19 protein-coding genes and 4 tRNA genes are annotated in these 22,482 nt (G+C 37.2%); 13 read left to right on the top strand and 10 right to left on the bottom strand.

From position 1 onward, the window contains the following. Positions 1–7: 7 nt before the first annotated feature. Positions 8–1,684 carry a DNA repair protein RecN gene (gene recN, locus LIX50_RS00680; RefSeq protein WP_048954172.1) on the bottom strand — a complete coding sequence of 559 codons (1,677 nt, stop codon included), beginning with the start codon at positions 1,682–1,684 and terminating at the stop codon, positions 8–10. A 110-nt stretch (positions 1,685–1,794) separates the two neighbouring features. Continuing rightward, positions 1,795–2,685, bottom strand: a complete 891-nt coding sequence (locus tag LIX50_RS00675; RefSeq protein ID WP_032825633.1) for an NAD(+) kinase — start codon at positions 2,683–2,685, stop codon at positions 1,795–1,797. Between the two features lie 100 nt (positions 2,686–2,785). Between LIX50_RS00675 and grpE the strand changes: the two genes are divergently transcribed. The 4 genes from grpE to LIX50_RS00655 all read left to right on the top strand — a co-directional run bounded on the left by grpE (position 2,786) and on the right by LIX50_RS00655 (position 8,210). Beyond that, positions 2,786–3,382 carry a nucleotide exchange factor GrpE gene (gene grpE, locus LIX50_RS00670; RefSeq protein WP_048954173.1) on the top strand — a complete coding sequence of 199 codons (597 nt, stop codon included), beginning with the start codon at positions 2,786–2,788 and terminating at the stop codon, positions 3,380–3,382. 317 nt (positions 3,383–3,699) lie between these two features. After that, positions 3,700–5,823, top strand: coding sequence for an anaerobic ribonucleoside-triphosphate reductase (nrdD, locus tag LIX50_RS00665; RefSeq protein WP_048954174.1), 2,124 nt, complete (start codon positions 3,700–3,702; stop codon positions 5,821–5,823). A gap of 649 nt (positions 5,824–6,472) precedes the next feature. Beyond that, complete coding sequence (gene tesB / locus LIX50_RS00660) at positions 6,473–7,333, top strand: acyl-CoA thioesterase II (RefSeq protein WP_048954176.1); 861 nt, start codon at positions 6,473–6,475, stop codon at positions 7,331–7,333. Positions 7,334–7,343: 10 nt separating this feature from the next. Further along, positions 7,344–8,210, top strand: coding sequence for a ferritin-like domain-containing protein (locus LIX50_RS00655; RefSeq protein ID WP_048954177.1), 867 nt, complete (start codon positions 7,344–7,346; stop codon positions 8,208–8,210). A gap of 192 nt (positions 8,211–8,402) precedes the next feature. Here the strand turns inward: LIX50_RS00655 and trxA are convergent, their stop codons facing one another. Further along, a complete protein-coding gene (gene trxA / locus LIX50_RS00650) occupies positions 8,403–8,726 on the bottom strand; it encodes a thioredoxin (RefSeq protein WP_048954178.1) in 324 nt (107 codons plus the stop codon). A 149-nt stretch (positions 8,727–8,875) separates the two neighbouring features. Then, a complete protein-coding gene (locus tag LIX50_RS00645) occupies positions 8,876–9,985 on the bottom strand; it encodes a methionine biosynthesis PLP-dependent protein (RefSeq protein ID WP_111407156.1) in 1,110 nt (369 codons plus the stop codon). 245 nt (positions 9,986–10,230) lie between these two features. On the opposite strand from LIX50_RS00645, the gene LIX50_RS00640 reads away from it, so the two are divergent. The 4 genes from LIX50_RS00640 to LIX50_RS00625 all read left to right on the top strand — a co-directional run bounded on the left by LIX50_RS00640 (position 10,231) and on the right by LIX50_RS00625 (position 10,626). After that, positions 10,231–10,306, top strand: a tRNA-Gly gene (locus tag LIX50_RS00640). 6 nt (positions 10,307–10,312) lie between these two features. Continuing rightward, a tRNA-Cys gene (locus LIX50_RS00635) sits at positions 10,313–10,386 on the top strand. Positions 10,387–10,413: 27 nt separating this feature from the next. Beyond that, positions 10,414–10,500, top strand: a tRNA-Leu gene (locus LIX50_RS00630). 50 nt (positions 10,501–10,550) lie between these two features. Next, a tRNA-Lys gene (locus LIX50_RS00625) sits at positions 10,551–10,626 on the top strand. 145 nt (positions 10,627–10,771) lie between these two features. On the opposite strand, the gene LIX50_RS00620 is transcribed toward LIX50_RS00625, so the two are convergent. Then, the gene (locus LIX50_RS00620) at positions 10,772–11,392 is read right to left on the bottom strand and encodes a YagU family protein (RefSeq protein WP_111407155.1); all 621 of its coding nucleotides are present in this window, start codon (positions 11,390–11,392) and stop codon (positions 10,772–10,774) included. 197 nt (positions 11,393–11,589) lie between these two features. Between LIX50_RS00620 and LIX50_RS00615 the strand changes: the two genes are divergently transcribed. Continuing rightward, positions 11,590–12,639, top strand: coding sequence for an AI-2E family transporter (locus LIX50_RS00615; RefSeq protein ID WP_048954180.1), 1,050 nt, complete (start codon positions 11,590–11,592; stop codon positions 12,637–12,639). A 62-nt stretch (positions 12,640–12,701) separates the two neighbouring features. Here the strand turns inward: LIX50_RS00615 and xerD are convergent, their stop codons facing one another. From xerD to proC, 3 genes are read right to left on the bottom strand one after another with little or no spacing between them, the layout of a single operon-like run. Continuing rightward, positions 12,702–13,595, bottom strand: coding sequence for a site-specific tyrosine recombinase XerD (xerD, locus tag LIX50_RS00610; RefSeq protein WP_048954181.1), 894 nt, complete (start codon positions 13,593–13,595; stop codon positions 12,702–12,704). A 30-nt stretch (positions 13,596–13,625) separates the two neighbouring features. Beyond that, a complete protein-coding gene (locus LIX50_RS00605) occupies positions 13,626–14,792 on the bottom strand; it encodes a 3-phenylpropionate MFS transporter (RefSeq protein ID WP_048954182.1) in 1,167 nt (388 codons plus the stop codon). Further along, positions 14,792–15,607 carry a pyrroline-5-carboxylate reductase gene (gene proC, locus LIX50_RS00600; protein ID WP_048954183.1) on the bottom strand — a complete coding sequence of 272 codons (816 nt, stop codon included), beginning with the start codon at positions 15,605–15,607 and terminating at the stop codon, positions 14,792–14,794. The genes LIX50_RS00605 and proC overlap by 1 nt, the downstream gene beginning before the upstream one ends. Positions 15,608–15,672: 65 nt before the next feature. Between proC and rdgC the strand changes: the two genes are divergently transcribed. Next, on the top strand, positions 15,673–16,581 hold the full coding sequence (gene rdgC, locus LIX50_RS00595; RefSeq protein ID WP_048954184.1) for a recombination-associated protein RdgC: 909 nt from the start codon (positions 15,673–15,675) through the stop codon (positions 16,579–16,581). 28 nt (positions 16,582–16,609) lie between these two features. Here rdgC and brnQ read toward each other — a convergent pair whose 3' ends face one another. After that, positions 16,610–17,920, bottom strand: a complete 1,311-nt coding sequence (gene brnQ / locus LIX50_RS00590; RefSeq protein WP_048954185.1) for a branched-chain amino acid transport system II carrier protein — start codon at positions 17,918–17,920, stop codon at positions 16,610–16,612. Positions 17,921–18,154: 234 nt separating this feature from the next. Between brnQ and nhaA the strand changes: the two genes are divergently transcribed. Beyond that, complete coding sequence (gene nhaA / locus LIX50_RS00585) at positions 18,155–19,318, top strand: Na+/H+ antiporter NhaA (protein WP_065264513.1); 1,164 nt, start codon at positions 18,155–18,157, stop codon at positions 19,316–19,318. A gap of 38 nt (positions 19,319–19,356) precedes the next feature. Here nhaA and LIX50_RS00580 read toward each other — a convergent pair whose 3' ends face one another. Further along, positions 19,357–19,818, bottom strand: a complete 462-nt coding sequence (locus LIX50_RS00580) for an Lrp/AsnC family transcriptional regulator (RefSeq protein WP_048954187.1) — start codon at positions 19,816–19,818, stop codon at positions 19,357–19,359. A 119-nt stretch (positions 19,819–19,937) separates the two neighbouring features. Here LIX50_RS00580 and rarD point away from each other — a divergent pair, with 119 nt between their 5' ends. Continuing rightward, a complete protein-coding gene (gene rarD, locus LIX50_RS00575) occupies positions 19,938–20,828 on the top strand; it encodes an EamA family transporter RarD (RefSeq protein WP_048954188.1) in 891 nt (296 codons plus the stop codon). A 138-nt stretch (positions 20,829–20,966) separates the two neighbouring features. Next, the gene (locus LIX50_RS00570) at positions 20,967–22,385 is read left to right on the top strand and encodes a sucrose-specific PTS transporter subunit IIBC (RefSeq protein WP_048954189.1); all 1,419 of its coding nucleotides are present in this window, start codon (positions 20,967–20,969) and stop codon (positions 22,383–22,385) included. The last annotated feature ends 97 nt before the right edge of the window (positions 22,386–22,482 follow it).

Below are 22,482 nucleotides of genomic sequence, written 5' to 3'. Positions count from 1 at the left end.
TCCCATTTTAATGAACTAAATCTAACATTTCCTGTGCATTGGCTAAGGCTAATTCGGTAATTTCACTTCCGCCCAAGAGTCTTGCCAAGGCTGGTACACGTTCAGCTTGTGAAAGTGCGGTCATTTGTGTTTCAGTTTTATTATCAACAGTAAATTTTTCTACATTGAACTGATGATGGCCATGACAAGCAACCTGTGGCAAATGAGTTACGCATAATACTTGGCAGCGTTCACTTAATTGACGTAAAAGTTTTCCGACAACACTTGCTGTTTTTCCGCTAATGCCCACGTCCACTTCATCGAAAATTAACGTTGGAATAGCCGATTGATCAGAAGTTAAAACTTGAATCGCTAAAGAAATACGAGAAAACTCCCCCCCAGAGGCAATTTTAGCTAACGGTTGAGGTTGTTGACCTAAATTACTACGCAAAGTAAAAATCACATTATCCGCACCGTTTGATCCCACTTTATCTAAATCAGTATTCAACTCTACATAAAATTCTGCATTTTCCATTGCAAGTTGTTTTATTGACTGCGTGACATCCTGCGCTAAGCGAGCTGCAGATTGCTGACGACTTGCAGTTAATACTTTAGCTGTTGCTTGCATTTGTTCAAATGCGAGTTTTTCTTGCTCAATCAACATATCTTCACTTTCAGAAAAATCTAAAAGTGCGGTTAATTCTGCTTTTAATTTTTTGTGATGTTCCACAAGATCTTCAGGCTTAACTTGATGTTTACGAGCAAGTTGTAAAGCCTGACTAATTCTTTGTTCGATTTCCTGTAAAAGTTGAGGATCTTGCTCGATATTACTTGATAAATTTCGCACTTCACTGGTTGCTTCTTGCACTTGAATCAACGCATCATTCAACATACTTTGCACTTCAGCATATTGCGGATCAAGTTCAGCTAATTCATCAATATATTGTGTCGCACGATAAAGCAAACTATCGATATTTACCGTGTCATTTTCACTTAAAATTTGTAGGGCTGATTGAGAAAGTTGGGTTAGCTGTTCGCTGCTAGATAAACGACGTTGTTCATCTTCTAATTCCAAATATTCATTTGGTCGAAGATTAAATTCATCTAATTCATCCACTTGATACTGTAAAAGTTGTTTACGTGCTTCATTTTCTGCCACTTTTTGTTGAAAGGTTTTAACTTGATTTTGAAGATTTTTCCATGCCTGATAATCTTCACGCATTTTCACAAGTAATTCAGGATGAGCGGCAAAATTATCAACTAACTGAAGCTGATAGTCATTTTTTAGCAATAATTGAGAAGCATGCTGCCCATTAATATGAACAAGATATTGACCAATTTCTTTTAATTGAGACGCGGATACAGGAGTACTATTAATAAAAGCTTTAGAACGTCCGTCGGCATTAATCACACGACGCAAAATACACTCAGTGGGATTATCTGGATCTTGCAATTCTTGCTCATTCAACCATTGATAAGCAGGATTATGCGATTCTAGTTGGAAAGTTGCACAAATTTCTGCACGTTCTTGCCCTTCGCGTACCATTGAGGTTTCTACTCTTTGTCCGAAACATAAACCTAAAGCATCAATGGCAATAGATTTACCTGCCCCAGTTTCCCCAGTAATAACAGACATTCCTTTCGCCAATTCGATATCAAGCTGGCGAACAATCGCAAAATTATTGATAGTAAGTTGAGTAAGCATAGCAAAATCCTTTAACTGTATATCAATCATATTACAACTGATTCAATTTACAGTAAAGGATTTTTTTACAGTATTTTACTGATACATTTCCACTAGGCTTTTTATAAAAATCAAAATGATTTCAGCCAACCTAATTTGGTACTTAATACATTGTAATAATTATAATTTTTTAGATGAAGCAATCGGAGTTTATGCTCACTTTTTTGAATATGAACCACGTCATCAGGCGTAAAAGGTAAGGCTATTTGACTATCACAGCCCACTTCCAATTGAGATGTATTATGCTCAGCAAAACGAATCGATATTTTGCTATCACCATCAATAACAAGAGGACGAGAAGTTAATGTATGTGGAAACATAGGCACTAGCGCAATCGCATTAAGATTCGGTGTCAAAATCGGACCACCAGCGGAAAGAGAATAAGCCGTAGAGCCTGTTGGAGTAGAAACAATTAATCCATCAGAACGTTGTGAAAATGCAAACTTATCATTGATATACACATGAAAATCGATCATATGCGCAATTTTTGCAGGGTGGATAACCGCCTCATTCACTGCATTCCCAGTCGATACAATTTCACCTGCACGCTCAATTTTTGCTTCCAATAAAAAACGTTCTTCCACGAAGAATTCTCCACGCTCTAAACAAGCTTCAAGTTGAGCATAAGCATTTTTCGGGTCAATATCTGTTAAAAATCCCAAATTACCACGGTTGATACCAATCAATGGAATATCATATTTTGCTAATACACGAGCACGCCCCAACATATTGCCATCACCACCAATCACGATAACCAACTGCGCTTGGCAACCAATTTCATCAAGTGTTGCAAGATTTTCTGCGGGAAGCCCCAGTTTTTCAGCAACATCTTTTTCCATCATTACTTGATAGCCACGTTCCGTTAACCAGTGAAACAAATTTTTGTGCATTTGTAGGTTAATGTCATTTCTAGGTTTTCCTACAAGCCCAATGGTTTTAAAGGAACGATATAAATTATTCATAAAATAAACCGCACTTGAATTTAACATTTTCGTCATTATATAGTTTTTTGTTAGACTATAGCTAACGACTATGGCGAATTTTGTATTTACGGAGAAAAAAATGTCAGAACAAGAACAAAAAATTGAAACCCCAGAAGTAGAAAAGCAAGAAGACGCTGTTGTGGAAGAAACACAACAAACAGAGCCTTCTCAAGAACTTGATCCTTTAGAAGAAGCGATTGCGCGAGTGCAAGAGCTTGAAGAACAGCTAAAAACTCAAATAGAAGAAGCGGCAAACAAAGAACAGGATATTTTACTTCGCTCTCGTGCTGAAATTGAAAATCTTCGTCGTCGTACTGAACAAGACGTAGAAAAAGCACATAAATTCGCATTAGAAAAATTCTCAAAAGACATTTTGAATACTATCGATAACCTAGAGCGTGCACTTGCCACTCCAGCAAATAAAGAAGATGAAAGCGTAAAAGCCTTATTTGACGGCGTAGAACTGACCTTAAAAGAATTAGTTTCAACCGTTGGTCGTTTTGGTGTAGAAGCTGTGGGGGTTGTCGGTGAAGCATTTAATCCTGATTTACATCAAGCCATTTCAATGCAGCCTGCTGAAGGCTTTGAAACCAATCAAATTAGCGTCGTATTGCAAAAAGGCTACACCTTAAATGGTCGAGTCATTCGCCCAGCAATGGTAATGGTGGCCGCTTAAGCCATAAGATAAAAAAGAGCGGTCGATTTTTCGGCCGTTTTTTATATCCATAAATAAAAATTATATGATTAATTTTATTGTTCCCCCTCCCCTTCCGTTTTAAAAATGAAAACTTTGATCTCGCTCACAAAATCAAAAAATATTTGAGAAAAGTTCTCAACAACTTAATTTGATATTTTTCTAATAAAATCAATCTCTAACAAAATCCTCGTATGATAAAAGGCCTAAAAACACTACATATTGTGTGTTGATTATCTTTTTAGATCTATATATAGTGCACTCCGCATTTCAAAAACACTATATATTGGAGCTATATCATGAGTAACTTTGGAGTCATCAAGCGCGATGGTTCTCGTGCAGAGTTTGAGATTCAACGTATCATCAATGCCATTAAAAAAGCCGCAAGTGCGGTCAATATTTCCGATGAATTTTATTGCCACCAAATTGGGCAAGAAGTAGGAAATGAAATTTTCACCTATCATCAAGGCGAGATTGATATTAATCAGATTCAAAAAATCGTTGAAGATAAATTGATGGCAAGTCGTTATCCCGAGGTTGCTCGTGCGTATATCGAATATCGTCATGATCGTGATTTAGCCCGCGAAAAACGTAGCCAGCTAACAAAAGAAATTGAAGGTTTGATTGAACAAAGCAACGTAGAATTACTTAATGAAAACGCTAATAAAGACGCGAAAGTGATTCCAACACAACGTGATTTGCTTGCTGGGATTGTGGCAAAACATTATGCAAAGCACCATATTCTTCCCCGCGATGTAGTAGAGGCTCACGAAAAAGGTGAAATTCATTATCACGATTTAGATTACGCACCGTTCTTCCCGATGTTTAACTGTATGTTAGTGGATCTAGAAGGCATGCTTTCTCGTGGTTTTAAAATGGGTAATGCAGAAATCGAACCCCCTAAATCCATTGGCACCGCTACTGCAGTGACTGCACAAATTATCGCCCAAGTCGCTAGCCATATTTACGGCGGCACAACCATTAACCGTATTGATGAAGTGCTTTCCCCTTATGTGCAAATCAGTTACGAAAAACACCTCAAACATGCCCAAGAATGGAATGTGCCTGATGTTGAAGATTATGCCAAAGCATTGATTGAAAAAGAATGTTTCGATGCCTTCCAATCTTTAGAATATGAAGTTAATACACTACATACTTCGAATGGGCAAACACCATTTGTGACCTTTGGTTTTGGTTTAGGTACAAGTTGGCAATCCCGTTTAATTCAGCAAGCTATTTTGAAAAATCGTATTCGTGGACTCGGAAAAAATCATAAAACGCCAGTCTTTCCAAAACTTGTTTTCACCATCAAAAAAGGCTTGAACCAAACTAAAGGCGATCCAAATTACGATATCAAACAACTCGCATTGGAATGTGCATCAAAACGTATGTATCCAGATATTCTCAATTACGATCAGGTTGTCAAAGTCACGGGCTCTTTTAAAGCCCCAATGGGATGCCGTAGCTTTCTAGGTGCATACGAAGAAAACGGACACGAAATTCACGATGGGCGTAATAATCTTGGCGTGGTGAGTTTAAATTTACCGCGTATCGCGTTGGAGTCTAAAAACGAAGAAGATTTCTACCGCACTTTAGATGAACGTTTGGCTATTGCGAAAAAAGCATTAATGACGCGAGTTGCTCGCCTTGAAAATACCAAAGCTCGCGTTGCTCCCATTCTTTATATGGAAGGCGCATGCGGAGTGCGGTTAAAAGCGGATGAAAATGTAGCACAAATTTTCAAAAATGGACGCGCCTCTATTTCGCTCGGCTATATCGGTATTCACGAAACCATTAATGCGCTCTATAACAAAGGGCATATTTTTGATGATGGACAATTACGCGAAAAAGGCATTGCAATTGTTCGCCACCTTAGCGAGGCAGTTAAACGCTGGCAAAAAGAAACAGGCTATGCCTTCAGCCTTTACTCCACACCAAGTGAAAACTTATGTGACCGCTTCTGCCGTCTAGACACTAAAAAATTTGGCGTGATTGAAGGCGTAACGGATAAAGGCTACTACACAAATAGTTACCACTTAGATGTAGAAAAGAAAGTGAATCCTTACGATAAACTAGATTTCGAAATGGCATATCCCCCACTCGCTAGCGGCGGTTTTATTTGCTACGGTGAATATCCAAATATTCAACACAACTTAAAAGCATTGGAAGATGTGTGGGATTATAGCTACGATCGCGTGCCTTACTACGGCACAAACACACCGATTGACGAATGTTATGAATGTGGTTTCACTGGCGAGTTTGAATGTACCAGTAAAGGTTTTGTTTGCCCGAAATGTGGCAATCACGATAGCACAAAAGTGTCAGTCACTCGCCGCGTATGTGGCTATCTAGGCAGCCCTGATGCCCGCCCATTTAATGCGGGAAAACAGGAAGAAGTGAAGCGGAGAGTGAAACATTTATAAAAGTGCGGCTAAATTTAGTCGATAACTTAGGACATTTCTTGAAAAATAATAGGGCGTGCAATACGCCCTTTATTACTCCTATATTACTCCTATTAGCTTTCGATATTTTTATCAATAATAAATCTATATCTACCTCAATCCCTTTCGAACAGGGCAATGTCTTTCGACTTAAGAAATTCTGCTACTTCAATTTTGTTGTCATGGATGTAATTGAATATCATAGTAAAAACAAAATCGGGTACAGGTCGAGATTTATCACTACCAGCTTTACGTTGCCAACAGTTTACTTGGGATTTTGTGATTGAATAACCTTGCTCTTTCATGTAATCAATGAATGATTCGACATTATAAGAAAAAGGGGTCATTCTAAATAATTTAGCAAATATTGTATTTTTATCCATATTTTTGTAAATGTTCAAAATCATTGTTAAAACTCCTAAATTATAACTGTTTAAAAAGAAAATAGCCCTATAAATAACACGTAGGGCATTAATTATTTATGTATTGGCCTAGTTGAAAGACATTGCCCTGTTCCAAAGAGATGAAAATTAAGTTTTTACTTCTATCTTAAAATTATTGCTAGCTTTGGCATTCTCCAAAATCTCCGCTAAAATAACCGCACTTTTATCGTCTCTTCAAGCAAAGCAATATGTCAGATATTCTCAATAACCTTATTCATCTTCTTAAACTTGAAAAAATTGATGATTTAATCTTTCGCGGTGAAAGCCAAGATTTAGGTTTTCGCCAAGTATTTGGCGGGCAAGTTGTAGCTCAAGCGTTATCTGCGGCAATGCAGGTGGCGCCAGAAGATCGCATTTTACATTCTTGTCATGCCTATTTTCTTGCTCCGGGAGACAGCCAATATCCGATTATTTACGATGTGGAAACCTTGCGTGAAGGGCGTAACTTTTCTGCATTACGCGTAAAAGCCATTCAACATAAAAATACTATCTGTCATGTAACCGCTTCTTTCCAAGTGCCGGAAAAAGGTTTTGAGCATCAAAATACAATGCCAAATATTGGCGCACCTGAAGACTTTACAGATGAAAATATGATGCTACAAAAAGTGGCTCAAACCTTGCCAGAACCACTCAATGAAAAATTTGCAGCAGAGCGTCCATTTGAGGTACGTACCAAATATTTGAATAACCCATTTAACGGGACAAAATTGCCAGCCGAGCAATATTCTTGGTTTAAAACCAATGGTGAAACGCCGCTTGATATAAAAATTCAGCAATGTTTATTGGCTTATTTTTCCGATTTTCACTGTATTTTGACCGCACTTCATCCGCATGAAAAAGGCTTTTTACAAAAAGGAATGAAAGTGGCAACTATTGATCATAGTATTTGGTTCCATCGTCCGTTTGATTTAAATCACTGGCATTTGCACGCAATTGAAAGCAATAATGCGTTTGGAGGGCGAGGCTTGGCACGCGGGCAAATTTTCTCGCAAGATGGTCAATTAATCGCGACAACACAACAAGAAGGCTTGATCCGTTTTAACGAATAAGAGAGAAAAAATGACCGCACTTATTACACAATTTTGGCAACAAGTTGAAACCGCACTAAAAACAGCGAATCCACAAGAAAAATGTCGTTTAGTCAATGATCTCTACGATAATCTTCTGCCACAAATTCAGTTGATTAAATTAGACGATTTTCCCGAAGTCGTGCCGCAAGATAATATTGCCGCTTTTCCTAAAAAACCACTCTTAGTTGCACCGAAAGATGTGCCAAAACGTTCTTTTGCCACAGAAGAAGGCTATGCTGCCACATTGCACGCTATCGCACATATTGAGTTTAATGCGATTAATTTAGGCCTAGATGCAGCTTGGCGATTCGGACGTAATGCACAAGAAGAACTAGGAGAAGGTTTGGCCTTTGTGAAAGATTGGTTGCGTGTCGCTCGTGAAGAAAGCACGCACTTTTCCTTAGTCAATGAACATTTGAAAACATTGGGTTATCAATATGGTGATTTTGAAGCTCATGCTGGATTATGGGAAATGGCGCAAGCCACCGCTCACGATATTTGGGAACGAATGGCGTTAGTTCCTCGTGTATTAGAAGCACGGGGCCTCGATGCAACACCTGTTCTGCAAGAGAAAATCGCACAACGTAAAGATTTTGCCGCAGTGAGCATTTTGGATATTATTTTGCGCGATGAAATTGGCCATGTATATATCGGCAATCATTGGTATCACGCACTTTCTAAAAAACGTGGTTTGGATGCGATGAAGTGCTTTACTGAGCTATTACACAAATACCGTATTGTAATTTTTAAAGGTGTCATTAATACCGATGCTCGTATTCAAGCGGGTTTCACGCAGCATGAGTTGGATTGGATTTATGAAGTGGAACAAACATTAAAATCTTACATGAAAAAATAAATATCTTGATGTCTTAGACTTTTTTCGTTTATGCTATTTCTTATTTCCTCATAATGATCTTCAAACTGGAAAACAGAACGCCCAACCCAGTCATCATAAAATAACTACAACAAACAGCCACTCAAATTAAAATGAGTGGTGATATAAAAAAGCCATACAATTTTTAACTGTATGGCTTTATAGAACATAAAATTAAATGTGTTGATTAATAAAATTTGCCAATTGTGTTTTTGGTAATGCCCCAACTTGAGTAGCAACAACTTGACCATTTTTGATCAATAATAATGTTGGGATACTACGAACACCAAATTGTGCTGGCGTTGTTTGGTTATCATCCACATTCATTTTTACAATTTTTACTTTACCTGCAAATTCAGGAGCAAGCTCATCTAAAACAGGCGCAATCATTTTACAAGGACCACACCACGGTGCCCAAAAATCTAATAATACAGGGATATCTGAATTCACAACGATACTTTCAAAGTCAGCATCATTAATATGTAATACTTCGCTCATTTTTATTTCCTTATTTTATGAATAATGTTCAAAACGAGAACATTTTTGATTTACTAGTGGAATGAAGAATAACACTGTTTTAACAAATGTAAACTTATTGTTTTAATTGTCAAAAACTAAATAGCAAGTAAAATCTCACTTCATCCTTATTATTTCAAATTAGAAAATGCCTGTAATAAATCAGCCTTAATATCTTCTACATCTTCAATACCGACTGAAAAACGCAGCAAGGTATTAGTAATCCCACGAGCTACACGCTCAGATTCTGGAATATCCATATGAGTTTGAGTGGCAGGATAAGTAATAAAACTTTCTGTGCCGCCTAGACTTTCAGCAAAAGTAATCAATTTAATGGATTTTAAGAACATATTAACCCAAGCTTCATCTTGCAAACGGAAAGACAACATCCCACCTTTATTTGGATAAAGCACAGATTCCACTTGTGGTTGAGCTTTTAAAAACTCCGCAATAGCTTGCGCATTTTCTTGATGACGTTTCATACGCAAAGAAAGGGTTTTCATACCACGAATAGTCAGCCAAGAATCAAAAGGTGAAAGCACCGCACCTGCACCATTTTGAATATAAGCAATGCGATCACAAAGTTCTTGTCCTTTCGCAACAATTAAACCAACAAGTGCATCATTATGGCCAGCAATATATTTAGTCCCGCTGTGAATCACCACATCTGCGCCTAAATCCAATGGACGAGAAAGCACTGGTGTTAAAAACGTATTGTCCACGATCAACATCAAGTTATGTTTTTTCGCAAGTTTTGCAATTTCAACCACATCACATTCTTCCATTAAAGGATTTGACGGAGTTTCAATAAAAATCGCTTTCGTATTTGGATTAATTGCCGCCTCAATTTCAGAAGTAGATGCTGTATTGACATAAACAGGCTTTACACTATTGTTATTTTTATAAGAGAAATCTAATAGTCGATAAGTACCACCATACACATCGCTAGAAACGATCCATTCATCTGGGCCAGTGAAAAGCGTCATCAAAACTTGAATTGCAGCCATACCAGAAGAAAAAGCAAAACCACGATCTCCATTTTCTAATTTAGCTATCGTTTCTTCTAATACTGTACGAGTTGGGTTTTTAGTCCGCGTATAGTCAAACCCTGTACTCTCACCAATTCCATGATGCCCATAAGCCGTAGAAAGAAAAATTGGCGCAGAAACTGAACCAGTTCGCTCATCACTTCGATTACCAGCTTGCGCTAATAAGGTATCAATTGAATATTGTTGTATCATAACATCCTCTAAAAACAATAAAAATTCACCGCACTTTCATGCTATAAAATATACTGAACATTTTGGCATAAAGGGGAAAGTGATAAAAGTGGAAATTATATAATTGCATAAATTTCTATTTATTCATCATTTTATGAGAATTATTTAAACAAAGTGAATCTTTTTTAAACGGTTAAAAAAATTTTTTCACTCCATGATTGACAGCTTTTTAAATTTCCGTAAAATGCGCACCACTAACAGCGAATGCGGGAATAGCTCAGTTGGTAGAGCACGACCTTGCCAAGGTCGGGGTCGCGAGTTCGAGCCTCGTTTCCCGCTCCAATTCGTGGCGTGTTAGCAAAGCGGTTATGCACTGGATTGCAAATCCATGTAGCTCGGTTCGACTCCGGGACACGCCTCCATAATACGCAAATGTTAGTTGTCTATATGCCCGAGTGGTGGAATCGGTAGACACAAGGGATTTAAAATCCCTCGCCTTTCGAGGCGTGCCAGTTCAAGTCTGGCTTCGGGCACCATTTAAACACCAATCCAAAGATTTTAAAATTTACTTTAAAATCATCTAATTGGGTCGTTAGCTCAGTCGGTAGAGCAGCGGACTTTTAATCCGTTGGTCGAAGGTTCGAATCCTTCACGACCCACCAATATTAAAAACTTACAACGCTTAAAATTTTATCTTGCGATTACACAAAAAATACTAAATATATTATTCATATTCTATTAAAAATGAAAAAAAATAACTGCACTTAGTTTCCTAATATACAGTTATCTTCGTATTAGCCAGAGAAATTAACGTACCTGACCTAATGGAATTTCAGCATCCGGTTCATTTGTAATCCGATTACGTAAATCACGACGAATCACTTCAATAGTCCAGAACCAGAAAATATGTCCCACTAATTCAGAAATATGTTCATATAATGGCCAGTCTGCAACTGGCGGTGTTAAACCTAATGCAGGGAAAGTAATATAGTGAACACAAATATTGGCAATAATACCAGCTCCGATACCCTGCCAAAATTTAATTTTAGGGAAGCGTTCTGCAACTATACAATAACCAATAGCAAATACTAAAGAGAAAATAATATGCGTGACACCAATCCAGTTAAATGCATGATCCGCAAATGTAAATGCAGCTTGAGTCGGGTCAATACCAATGTAATCACGTAAAAAAACATGTGGTGGATTTAGAAATGCACGTGAACATACAGAAAGAATTTGGTCTTGACTTAAACCAGTCACATCCACTTTACAAGCTGCAGCAAAGAAATCAATTGGGCTGCGTGGTGGAAATGGATGCTCAGCTCCCCATTTTACAAATGCAGAAATAATTCCTGCGATGATGCCTACAAAAATAGCTACGCCATAACGACGACGATTTGCAGGGCTTTGAGTAAAAATACCTGACATATTTTGCTCCGAAATTAAGAAAAAATAACCGCACTTGCTATACAAAACTCAGCCATAACCAAAATGCGACACAAATTTTGTTTTAATAACAAAATTTAGGTAGAAATGTTAAAGAATTTAAAAGATTAGTCAAGTGCCAACTATAAACAACAAATAATTTCACTTATAATGACCCAAAATATTCATTGAGAAGTACTATGTTAGAAATGTTAAGAAATTGGTATATACGCCGATTAAGCGATCCTCAAACAATGGGGTTACTTGCTATTTTATTGTTTGGCTTCCTTGCTATTTATTTTTTTGGAAATCTAATCGCACCGCTGCTTATTGCTATCGTATTAGCTTATTTGCTCGAAATGCCAATTCGTTTCTTAAACTTACGTTTACGCTTTCCAAGGATCATGGCCACTATTCTTGTCTTTGGTAGCTTTATCAGTATCGCTACCATATTCTTTTTAATTCTTGTACCAATGCTTTGGAATCAAAGTATTTCCTTATTAAGCGATTTACCAGCGATGTTTAATAAACTCAATGAATGGTTACTTAATCTACCAGAGCATTATCCAGAACTCATTGATTATTCTATGGTAGATTCCATTTTTAATTCCGTGCGAGAAAAAATTCTTGGTTTTGGTGAATCAGTGGTGAAACTGTCGTTAACATCAATTATGAACTTAGTTTCTCTCGGTATTTATGCTTTCTTAGTACCACTAATGATGTTTTTCATGTTAAAAGATAAAAAAGAACTTTTACAAGGGGTGAGCCGCTTTCTGCCAAGAAACCGTCATTTAGCTTTCAAGGTTTGGATAGAAATGCAACAACAAATTTCTAATTATATTCATGGTAAATTATTAGAAATTTTGATTGTAACTTTAATTACTTATATTATTTTTCTTATTTTTGGCTTGAATTATCCACTTCTCTTGGCATTTGCTGTAGGGCTTTCAGTGTTAGTGCCTTATATTGGAGCTGTGCTTGTCACCATTCCAGTTGCCTTGGTCGCATTATTCCAATTTGGTGTAAGCCCAACATTTTGGTATATCATCATTGCTTTTGCCATAAGTCAACTTTTAGATGGCAATTTACTTGTTCCTTATTTATTCTCTGAGGCAGTAAACTTACATCCATTAGCGATCATTATTTCAGTATTAATTTTCGGTGGATTGTGGGGGTTCTGGGGCGTATTTTTTGCCATTCCACTAGCAACTTTAGTGAAAGCCGTTCTAAATGCTTTACCTGAAGATTAATATGAAATATTCAGATAAAGGAATAATTTAAAACAGTTTATTTCATTACTACGCGTTTTTAATTACCCTCTAGGATGAAATCTTTCATGCAATCGTTTTAATCGCTCTTTTGCCACATGAGTATAAATCTGTGTTGTGGATAAATCTGTATGCCCTAGCAACATTTGCACCACGCGTAAATCCGCACCGTGATTCACTAAATGGGTGGCAAAAGCATGGCGAAGAACGTGAGGGGAAAGTGCATCAGCATCAATATCTGCGAGAATGGCATAATGTTTTACACGATGCCAGAAAGTTTGACGAGTCATTTGCTGTGCACGTTGACTTGGAAAAACAACATCAGAACTCTGCCCATTTAATAGAACAGGGCGACCATAAAGCATAAATTGACGAACCCAATAGGCAGCTTCTTCCCCCATTGGCACAATACGCTCTTTGTTCCCTTTACCAATCACTCGCACCACGCCTTGTTGCACGCTCATGTTTTCAATCGTAAGCGAAACTAACTCCGTTACACGAAGCCCCGTTGCATAAAGCAACTCTAACATAGCTTTATCACGCAATTCCAAAGGAACTTCCACATCTGGCGTATTGAGCAAATCTGACACTTGTTGCTCAGTTAAATATTTTGGCAAGCGACTGGGTAATTTAGGCGAACTTAGTACCGCACTTGGATCATCTACTCGGTATTTTTCCCGATATAAATATTGGAAAAGTTTACGCATTGCACTTAACGTTCGCGCGGTGCTCGTGGCTTTGTAACCTTTCTCCAAACGTTCGCCCAGAAAACCTTGCAAATCAACAGCATCTAAAGTTTCCAAAGACAAGTCGTTTTTATCCAACCAATCACAAAGTGCGGTTAAATCCAAACGATAAGATTGAACGGTATTTTCTGAGAGACCTTTTTCAATCCAATATTCATTAAGAAACAAATCAATGAGCGCAAGATTTTTCATATTACTTTTCTACAAAGAAAGTGATGTGTCCTATTTATGCTGAACAATCAAAAAGGCATTTAACTTGCGTGGAATCACAAAAAATGCTGCTGCCGCGATGATACTCATAAATACAAATGTCATCGCTGGCGACGTTGGATAAATCATACCTGCAATCGCGGTGAAAATGGCAATGAGCACACCATTCGATAAACCATTATACAAACCTTGTAACTTCGCAATATGACTTTGCGGTTGCGTAGTGATATAGCGAACAATCGCATAATGGCACACGGCATAAGTCAAACTATGCATAAGTTGCAATAAGAATATCAACCAAAAATCTTCAATATATCCCATTACAGCCCAGCGTCCGATGCACGCAAGCGCAGAAATATAAAGTAGCACACTGATAGAAATATTTTGAAATAAGCGACGAGAAAAGAAAAATAATACAATTTCCGCTAATACGCCAATGCCCCAAAGTAAGCTCGTTTGAGAAACAGAGATCCCAATACTTGTCCAATAAATTGTGCTATAAACATAATAAGCCGCATGAGAGCCTTGAATCAGCCCCACTGCAATCATGACTCGCAATGTAATAGGATTTTTCAGTAACGCAATAAAACCAATATTATTTTGATCGCCACTTTCAGGTATTTCATCTTTTGGGGGAATGGTCGGTTTTAAAAGCTGAATGATAGTATAGAAGGATAAAAGTGCGGTTAAAATCCACACGATATTTTGCTCACCTACCCAGCCAATCATGCCACCAAACACTACTACACCAAGAATAAAGGCAGCAGAGCCAATCAAACGTACTTTGCCATAATCCAAGCCGATTTGTCGTTGCCAAGTGGATGCCAACGAATCTCCAATCGGCATTCCCGCTGAATTCACAGAGGCATATAAACCGATAGCAATAAATAACAGCCAAAAATTATGCGCAACTAAGCTCATTGCCGCCATAATAATGGCCGATGCTAACGCCAATAGACGTAAGGAACTAATAATATGATTGGCTTTTTTAATCAGCGATGAAAAAAATAATCCGCCCGCAAATCGAAAAATATAAGCACTCCCGATAACTAAACCAATCATTTCTTCACCATATTGTTGTGATTTCAACCATGCGGGGAAAAACGGCAAAAACACACCATAAGCGCAGTAGTAACCTAGAAAGCTCAGTGCGAGCCAATAAAAAGGACGAACTTGCATCAGAATAAAGTTTCCATTTCTTGTGAACGAGACAAACAAGCCTGCATAGCTTGCTCTATTGTTTGATTAAAATGTTGTGCGTCAAATACTGCTAACGCTGCCGCAGTGGTGCCACCTTTCGAGGTGACATTTTCACGCAAAGTTGAAAGTGCAATTTGCGGATTTTCTATCACCATTTTTGCTGCACCAAGCATGGATTGCTGCACTAATTCACGCGCAGTTTTTTCATCTATATTCATTTTGATTAAGGCTTGCTGCATCACTTCCAGCATTAAAAAGAAATAAGCGGGGCTACTTCCTGAAGCAGCGGTTACTGCGTGCATTTGAGTTTCATCATCCACCCAAACCGTTCTTCCCACAGTTCCCAATAAATCTTGTGCAAAAGTGCGGTAATTTTCACTCGTATTTTTTGGTGCAAATAACCCCGCCATGCCTTCCCCCACTAATGCGGGCGTATTTGGCATGACGCGCACTATTGATTTTATACTTGGAATTAATGCGTTCAAGCGTTCAGTTGAAATACCCGCAGCAATGGAAATTAATAATTTATCAGAAAAATCCACCGCACTTAGCGACGAACAAACTTCAGCCATCATTTGAGGTTTTACCGCAAGCAACACAACTTCCGCTTTGGTTGCACTTTCCACATTATTTTCTGACGTTGCCACGCCAAGATTAGCAAAAAATGCTCTTTTTTCCTCATTCGGATCATTCACAATAATTTGCTCGGCAGGATAACCTTGTTTCAACAAGCCAAGAATAATAGCCTGCGCCATATTGCCGCCGCCAATAAAGGCAATCAATTTGTGTTGCATCGTTTTTCCTACTTTTATGGGCTATAATGCCGCACATTCTACCCTATATTGAAGGAAGTGTTACGATGTGGTTCAAAAATTTAATGACTTATAGACTGACTAAACCGCTAGATTGGGATCTTGCACAGCTACAAACTCAACTGGAAGATTGTCAATTCCATCCTTGCGGTGCTCAAGATCAAAGTAAATTTGGATGGTCAGCTCCATTACGAGGCGCTGATTTACTCTATTTTTCTGTTGGAAAACAAATTCTATTAATCGCCAAAAAAGAGGAAAAAATCTTGCCAGCAAATGTGGTCAAACGTGAACTTGATGAACGCATTGAAAGCCTTGAACAAAAAGAAAATCGCAAACTTAAAAAGGTAGAAAAACAAACATTAAAAAATGATGTCGTGATGAATTTATTACCTCGTGCGTTTAGTAAAAATCAGCATACCGCGCTATGGATTGATACAGAAAATAATCTTGTTCATGTTGATGCAGCATCGAGTAAACGCGCGGAAGATGCGCTCGCATTACTGCGTAAATCCTTAGGTTCGCTCCCTGTTGTGCCTTTAGCCTTTGCTAATGAACCCAGCACGATTTTAACGAATTGGATCCTTCAAGATAGCTTACCGCATTGGTTACTTGCATTAGAAGAAGCCGAGCTTCGTGGCAGTCAGGAAGACAGCGTTATCCGTTGTAAAAAACAACCATTAGAAAATGAAGAAATTCTCGCACTTCTGCAAGATGGCAAAAAAGTAGTGAGCAAATTAGCCTTAGAATGGGAAGATACCTTAACTTTCGTTTTTAACGAAGATTGCACCCTCAAACGTTTAAAATTTGCAGATAGTGTACGAGAAAAAAATGATGATATTCTGAAAGAAGATTTTGCACAGCGTTTCGATGCAGATTTTGTACTGATGACAGGTATTTTAGCCAAACTCACCGAAAATTTATTAGATGAATTTGGCGGAGAAAAAACTAGATTATAAAGATATGCGGCTAAAAAATGCCGCAATTTTATTTTTTAATGTTAGTAAATAACTTTCCTATAAAAATGCTCACTACAAGCATCACGAATGCTGGCACTAACCATGCCATTCCCTCTGATGAAAGAGGAAAATCTTTCAATAATATGTTAATGCTTTCAGGTAACATTTGTACATTATTCAAACTGTCACATAAGCTAAAGCATAGCGTGACAATTAAAGAACTATAGTAAGTCAATTTGATTGATGGTAATTTATCACGTAAAAATTGCAAAAACACTAATACAATCGCTATAGGATAGATCAATAATAGGGCCGGAATCGTAATACGAAGCAAATCAGTTAAGCCATATTGAGAAACAGTAATTGTCATTGCAGTAAAAATTGCTACCCAAAACGGATAAGAAAAACGTACTGAAAATTTCGCAAAATAATCAGCAGCAGCACTCGTTACACCAACAAGAGTAGTTAAACTTGCTAGTACGATAATTCCCGCCATAATCCAAGTACCTGCTGAACCAAACAATGCCCCCACATAACGTGAGAAAACTTGTCCCCCATTTGTTACACCTTCAGCAACCGAGGCACTTGTTGCACCAAGGTAAAAGAGTGAAAAGTATAATCCAGCAAGCAAAATGACTGAAACAAAACCTGCTGAAATGGTATATTTCACAATATCTTTTGTATGAACCACATTTTTTGCGGCAAGTGCACGTGAGACAATTCCTCCAAATGCAATGGCAGCAAGCACATCCATAGTTTGATAACCACTTGTTAAACCGATGAATAAAGCCTGACCTGACTCATAAGCTTTTGTGGGAGCCTGAATCTCGGATAATGGAGAAATAAAAACTGTCACCGCTACCACAACTAATAACACCAATAATGCAGGCGTCATAAATTTACCTACACTTGAAATAATCGTATTTGGACGAATCATAAATCCCATAGCGATTAAGTTAAAAACAAGAGAAAAAACAAATCTAACTGTTGAATTATCCTCCATCAATCCTAAAGGTAACCATGCCATTTCATAAGCAACATTTGTAATTCGCGGCATGGCAAAGGTAGAACCAATTGTTAAATATAAAATAACAAGAAAAGCAGTCCCTGCCCATTTAGGTAAATCTTTCGTTAATTCTTCTCCTCGCCCTAAAATAGAAACAATAACCAATGTAATAAAAGGCATAAAAACACCAGTTAATACAAATCCAAAAGAGGCGCTAGCCCAATTGTACCCGGCAGTAAAACCTTCCATTGGTGGAAAAATAATATTCCCTGCTCCTAAAAATAAAGCGAAGATCATCATCCCCAAAACAATAATATCTTTACGTGAAAACATAATTTCTAACCCTAAAATCGAAAGGAGTGCATTCTACAATAATTTGTTACAATGCACATAAAATCACTATTTAATAATACGAAAAATGAGATATTCATCACAATATAATTCATGTTATCAGCAATTCATACAAAATGCTGGCAAAATCTTTCTCTCGCTCCCCATTTCATATAAAAATATGCTAGTATGCGATCTTTGTTAATTTTTTGTTATTGATTTTTGAAGGGGGATTACGTGTTACAACTTATCCAGCGATTTTTAAAATTAGAATCTGCCGGTGGAATTTTATTACTTTTATCTGCTGTAGCTGCAATGTTATTGGCCAATTCACCATTAAGTGAACAATATAATAACTTCTTAAATTTACCCGTAAGCATACAAATTGGCCATTTTGCAATCGATAAAACATTAATTCATTGGATCAATGATGGCTTTATGGCTGTATTTTTTATATTGGTCGGTATGGAAGTCAAAAAAGAATTATTTGAAGGCTCACTTTCTAGCTATCAACAAGCTATTTTCCCTGCTATAGCCGCAATAGGAGGAATGATTATTCCTGCTATCGTATATTGGTTTATTGCTAAACAAGATCCTAGTTTAGTGAATGGCTGGGCGATTCCTATGGCAACAGACATAGCCTTTGCTCTTGGCATTATGGCGTTGCTCAGTAAACAAGTTCCACTTCCACTCAAAATTTTCTTGCTAGCGCTCGCTATTATAGACGACTTAGGTGCTATCGTTGTCATAGCCCTATTCTTTTCACATGGATTAAGCGTGCAAGCACTCTTCTTTTCAGCTATCGCTATTATCGCATTAGTTTTATTAAACCGATTCAAAGTTTCTGCACTATGTGCCTACATGGTTGTTGGGGCAATTTTATGGGCTTCCGTTTTAAAATCAGGCGTTCATGCAACATTAGCTGGCGTAATTATTGGCTTTTGTATCCCATTGAATGGGAAAAATGGTGAAAAACCACTACATGATTTTGAACATATCCTCGCACCTTGGTCGTCATTTATTATTCTGCCTCTATTTGCTTTTGCTAATGCTGGGGTAAGCTTTGAAGGACTCGATTTCACAATGCTCTCTTCCCCGTTATTATTAGCTATTGCACTTGGCTTAATTATAGGCAAGCCAGTAGGTGTTTTTAGCTTTAGCTATATCTCCGTAAAATTAGGTTTAGCCAAATTACCTAACGGTGTTAATTTTAAACAAATTTTTGCCGTTGCGCTTTTGTGTGGAATTGGCTTTACAATGTCAATGTTTCTCGCAAGCCTTGCATTTGAGGCTGACGCAGGTGAAACTATAAATACTCTATCAAGATTAGGTATTTTATTAGGATCAACTATTTCTGCCATCATCGGCTATTTTTGTTTAAAACAAACGACAAAGCCTTAGCATTATAATTGCAAAGTGCGGTGATTTTTTACCGCACTTTATAACACAATACCACTATCCGCCTTTGTAAAATTCATTACAAATAAACTTTTGAAAGTACGCACATGATACTCCCCTGTTAAAACACGACGAGTAAACGCATGATAACTTTCCATATCTTTAACATGTAATAGCAACATAAAATCATAATCTCCAGAAATTTCATAACAACTGACAACATCTGATTCTTGTCTCATTTTACGCTCAAACTGCTCTTGATAATAAGAATGTTGATTGTTCATTTCCACCATCACAAATACACTAATTGTCCGCCCTACAGCTTTAGGAGAAACAATAGCCACTTGTTTAGTTATCACGCCTTTTTCTATTAAAAATTGAATTCGTCGTTGGCAAGTTGCAATAGAACTATTAACATTTACAGCCAATTCTTTTAAAGGTATTGTTGCATCTTGTTGTAATGCATTTAGAATATCTCGATCTAATTTATCAAGGGAATTCATAAAAATTTTTCTCACAAATCTGGCTAAATAGATAAAATTTATCACAAAACCTCATAAATTGAGAATTTTTATTTCTATAACAACCTATAATAATTTCATCTTCAATGATGGAGTTTTCAATGAAATTAATGACTCAAGGCATATTGCTTTGCATCTTTTCTCAACTTTTATTTGGTGTCCTTTATTTATTCAGCTTATGGTTACAACCATTAAGTGGAACTGACGTTTTCGCGTGGCGAATGGTAACAATGATATTTGGTCTATTATTGATTTTATTTCCAACAATTGGTTGTAAATCAATTTTACATTTAATAACCAACATACTTGGCTATAACTGGAAACGTTGGATACTTTTCTTACTCGGTACATTTGATGCAGGAAGCCAATTTTGGCTCTTTATGTGGGCTCCGCTTAATAACGAAGGTGTAAATATTGCTATGGGATACTTCCTTTTTCCGCTTGTGATGGCTCTATTTGGAAGAATTTGGCTTAAGGAACAATTATCATCCACTCAAAAAATTGCTTTATTACTTGCCGCTTGTGGTGTATTCCATGAACTCTGGCATACACAAAGTTTTTCATGGACAAGCCTTTGGGTTTGTGCAGTATATCCCTTCTATTATTTAAGTAGAAAAGCCATGAAAATTCCTGCCTTGCAAGGCATTACCCTTGATGTAATCTTAATATCCATTCCTTCTGTCATTTATTTATCTTACCAAAGCGATAGTTTGTCTTTGATTCTTAATAATTTTCACTACTGGTACTTATTACCAGCACTAGGAATTGTCAGTGCAGTTTCACTTTCTGCAAATTTAAAATCTAGCCAGCAAATTCCTGTTAGCATTTTTGCCGTATTAAGCTATATCGAACCAGTCTTATTATTTCTAGTTGCAGTATTTATTTTAAATATTCCAATGACGATAAGTGACTACTTCACCTACGTTCCTATTTGGCTAAGCTTAGGCTTGTTAGGATTAAATGGATTAATAAAAAAGCGAGGTAATTATTAATTACATTATATGATTGCTTACTATCAGCTTTGTTCCTTTATAACAATAAAATTCCCCTTATAGGATCATTTCACACTAGCCTGTTTTAATCCTTTCGGCTAAAATCTCGCCATTTCTATTTTAATGAGGAGAAAATCTATGAACTTCCCGAAAATAGCTGAACAAGTGATTGAAAAACTTGGTGGTAAAAATAACATTGCTACAGCAGCTCACTGTGCAACACGTTTACGTATCGTATTAAACGATGAAAGCAAAGTGAATAAAGAAGGTATCGAAGCAATTGAAGGGGTAAAAGGCCAATTCTCTGTGGCGGGTCAGTACCAAATTATTTTTGGCTCAGGTACGGTCAATAAAGTTCATGAACAACTTACTAAACAACTTGGTATTGGTGATGTAAGTAAAGCTGAAGTTGCAGAAGCAGCCTTAGGCCAACAGAATTTACTACAACGTATAGTAAAAGGTTTAGCCGATATTTTTGTCCCAATTATTCCAGCTATCGTTGCTGGAGGTCTATTAATGGGACTTTATTCAATGCTAACCTCTATCGGTTTCTTTTGGGATAATCATTCTGTTGTCACAAAGTATCCTGAAATATCTGATTTAGTTGATTTCATCAATACAATTGCAAATGCACCGTTTGTATTCTTACCTGTATTACTTGGTTTTTCAGCAACACGTAAATTTGGTGGAAATCCCTTCTTAGGCGCAGCATTAGGTATGCTTTTAGTCCATCCTTCATTATCTGATGGCTGGAATTATGCAAAAATATTGATGGAAGGAAATATTAAATACTGGAATGTATTTGGTCTTGAAATTGAAAAAGTTGGCTATCAAGGAACAGTTATTCCAACAATTATTTCGGCTTGGGTATTAGCAACATTAGAAAAGAATTTCCGTAAATTTATACCATCTTATTTAGATAACTTAATTACCCCAATGTTTTCACTTTTTATTGCGGGTTTCCTTGCATTTACGGTAATTGGTCCATTTGGTCGAGAGGCAGGCTCTCTTATTTCAGCTGGATTAACTTGGTTATATGATACATTAGGTTTCTTTGGTGGAGCGATTTTCGGTACTTTATATGCACCAATTGTCATTACAGGTATGCATCAAACCTTTATCGCAGTAGAAACTCAATTGCTTGCCGAAATCACACAAACTGGAGGAACATTCATCTTCCCAATTGCAGCAATGTCAAATATTGCACAGGGCGCAGCTTGTTTAGGTGTAGCCTTAGCATTAAAAGATGCCAAAATTCGTGGATTAGCTGTACCTTCAGGTATTTCTGCATTATTAGGTATCACAGAACCCGCTATGTTTGGCGTAAATTTACGTTACCGCCAAGCATTTATTGCTGCGATGATTGGCTCTGGGTTAGCTAGTGCATTTATTGCATTCTTTAACGTAAAAGCGATTGCATTGGGTGCCGCTGGTTTCTTAGGTATCCCATCTATCAAACCGGACAGTTTGGCAATGTATAGTATAGGAATGGTTATTTCGTTTGTTGTGGCATTCAGCTTATCTTTCTTATTTGTAAGACGTGCACATACTAAATAACCTCATTACATCAAACAAATCACAATAAGAATCAAAAAGATAAATTTCTGCTAGAAATATATCAAAAAATAACCGCACGTCAGATCAAAGTGCGGTT

The sequence above is a fragment of the Haemophilus sp. Marseille-P9675 genome (assembly GCF_916862695.1).
Taxonomy (GTDB): domain Bacteria; phylum Pseudomonadota; class Gammaproteobacteria; order Enterobacterales; family Pasteurellaceae; genus Haemophilus; species Haemophilus haemolyticus_K.
This window is presented reverse-complemented; position numbering and strand designations above follow the sequence as displayed.

Bases quoted from the DNA above. Each gene is read 5' to 3' on its own strand.
- tesB (WP_048954176.1), top strand. From the start codon at position 6,473: ATGTCAGATATTCTCAATAACCTTATTCATCTTCTTAAACTTGAAAAA.
- rdgC (WP_048954184.1), top strand. From the start codon at position 15,673: ATGTGGTTCAAAAATTTAATGACTTATAGACTGACTAAACCGCTAGAT.
- LIX50_RS00620 (WP_111407155.1), bottom strand. From the start codon at position 11,392: ATGTCAGGTATTTTTACTCAAAGCCCTGCAAATCGTCGTCGTTATGGC.
- trxA (WP_048954178.1), bottom strand. From the start codon at position 8,726: ATGAGCGAAGTATTACATATTAATGATGCTGACTTTGAAAGTATCGTT.
- LIX50_RS00615 (WP_048954180.1), top strand. From the start codon at position 11,590: ATGTTAGAAATGTTAAGAAATTGGTATATACGCCGATTAAGCGATCCT.
- LIX50_RS00675 (WP_032825633.1), bottom strand. From the start codon at position 2,685: ATGAATAATTTATATCGTTCCTTTAAAACCATTGGGCTTGTAGGAAAA.
- LIX50_RS00570 (WP_048954189.1), top strand. From the start codon at position 20,967: ATGAACTTCCCGAAAATAGCTGAACAAGTGATTGAAAAACTTGGTGGT.
- LIX50_RS00655 (WP_048954177.1), top strand. From the start codon at position 7,344: ATGACCGCACTTATTACACAATTTTGGCAACAAGTTGAAACCGCACTA.
- xerD (WP_048954181.1), bottom strand. From the start codon at position 13,595: ATGAAAAATCTTGCGCTCATTGATTTGTTTCTTAATGAATATTGGATT.
- nrdD (WP_048954174.1), top strand. From the start codon at position 3,700: ATGAGTAACTTTGGAGTCATCAAGCGCGATGGTTCTCGTGCAGAGTTT.
- LIX50_RS00605 (WP_048954182.1), bottom strand. From the start codon at position 14,792: ATGCAAGTTCGTCCTTTTTATTGGCTCGCACTGAGCTTTCTAGGTTAC.
- LIX50_RS00645 (WP_111407156.1), bottom strand. From the start codon at position 9,985: ATGATACAACAATATTCAATTGATACCTTATTAGCGCAAGCTGGTAAT.
- LIX50_RS00580 (WP_048954187.1), bottom strand. From the start codon at position 19,818: ATGAATTCCCTTGATAAATTAGATCGAGATATTCTAAATGCATTACAA.
- proC (WP_048954183.1), bottom strand. From the start codon at position 15,607: ATGCAACACAAATTGATTGCCTTTATTGGCGGCGGCAATATGGCGCAG.
- recN (WP_048954172.1), bottom strand. From the start codon at position 1,684: ATGCTTACTCAACTTACTATCAATAATTTTGCGATTGTTCGCCAGCTT.
- rarD (WP_048954188.1), top strand. From the start codon at position 19,938: ATGAAATTAATGACTCAAGGCATATTGCTTTGCATCTTTTCTCAACTT.
- grpE (WP_048954173.1), top strand. From the start codon at position 2,786: ATGTCAGAACAAGAACAAAAAATTGAAACCCCAGAAGTAGAAAAGCAA.
- brnQ (WP_048954185.1), bottom strand. From the start codon at position 17,920: ATGTTTTCACGTAAAGATATTATTGTTTTGGGGATGATGATCTTCGCT.